At 61.8% G+C, this 1,117-nt stretch carries 1 protein-coding gene; it reads right to left on the bottom strand.

All coding sequences use genetic code 11. The features are described from left to right. Positions 1–63 precede the first annotated feature (63 nt). Positions 64–960, bottom strand: coding sequence for a peptidoglycan DD-metalloendopeptidase family protein (locus tag ACW9JE_RS30815; RefSeq protein ID WP_457434920.1), 897 nt, complete (start codon positions 958–960; stop codon positions 64–66). Between the last annotated feature and the right edge of the window lie 157 nt (positions 961–1,117).

The following is a 1,117-nucleotide window of genomic DNA, read 5'->3' as shown; positions in this document are numbered from 1 at the left end:
TACAGAGATTGCGTACCTGTAGGAGCGAGGCTTGCCCGCGAAGGCGTCAGACCAGTCACCCCGTCACTGCTTGCCCAACGCAAAGTTGGGCAATGTCCCCATCGGTTGCTTGAACCGATACGGAATCGACACCAACCCCATCCCCGTATTGCGCTGCACCACGAAATGCAGGTGCGGCCCGCTGCTGTTGCCGGTATTGCCCGACAGCGCCAACGCGCTGCCCACCGACACCCGTTGCCCCTCGCGCACGCTGACCGAACCCTTTTTCAGGTGCAGGTACACCCCCATGGTCCCGTCATCGTGCAGCACCCGCACGAAGTTGCCCGCCGGGTCGTTGCCGCGGCCGGTCTGGCTGTTTTCGGTTTTCACCACCACCCCGCCCCGGGCGGCGATGATCGGCGTGCCTTCGGGCATGGCGATGTCCATGGCGTAGCGGTTCTTCGGCCCATAGTGGCTGTATTGGCCGTTGGCACCCTGACTCAGGCGAAACGGCCCGCCACGCCAGGGGAACGGGTATTGATAGGCCATGGCGGCGCCTGACGGATCACCGAGGAAGTACTGAAAGCTTGGGGTGTAGGCCAGCGGCTGTCCGGGCCGCGTCGCCTTGAGCAGCGCCAGGCGAATGCTGCTGCGCGCCGGCATCACCCTGCGGATCGGCCGGCTCGGCGCGCCGCTGACATTTTTCAGGCCGGCAAAACTCAACTCGATCTGCACCGGGGCGTACAGGTCATTGCGTACGAACACGCTGTCCATGCCCTTGAGTTTCTTGATGTCGAGGTACACCTGACGCTCCAGGTGCTCGACCATGCGATCGCGAAAAACGAAGACCTTGGCGCCCTTCGAAGGACGATCACTGTAGGAGACCACGCCATTGGCGTCGGTGGACGTGTAAATAGTCATGGCCACAGTCGAGGTGGAGGCCATGAAAAGACCACAGAAAAACAGCGAGCGCGCGAGCATGGGCAGGAATCTGTCGAGTAAGGCCTGGGATTGAGCCTAGCAGTCGGAATTGACCTGCGTGATCGACAGATGTTTCAAATTGGGCGGATCAGGGGATGTGCGGTGCGGTCATGATCTGTTCGCGGGCAAGCCTCGCTCCTACAGGGTTTCGATCAGC

The sequence above is a fragment of the Pseudomonas sp. SDO55104_S430 genome, assembly GCF_054070595.1.
Note: the sequence above shows the minus strand (reverse complement) of the source record. Positions and strands in the feature narration are given on the sequence as shown.

What these genes read in the sequence shown, in the direction of transcription:
- ACW9JE_RS30815 (WP_457434920.1), bottom strand. Translation starts at nt 960, where the DNA reads ATGCTCGCGCGCTCGCTGTTTTTCTGTGGTCTTTTCATGGCCTCCACC.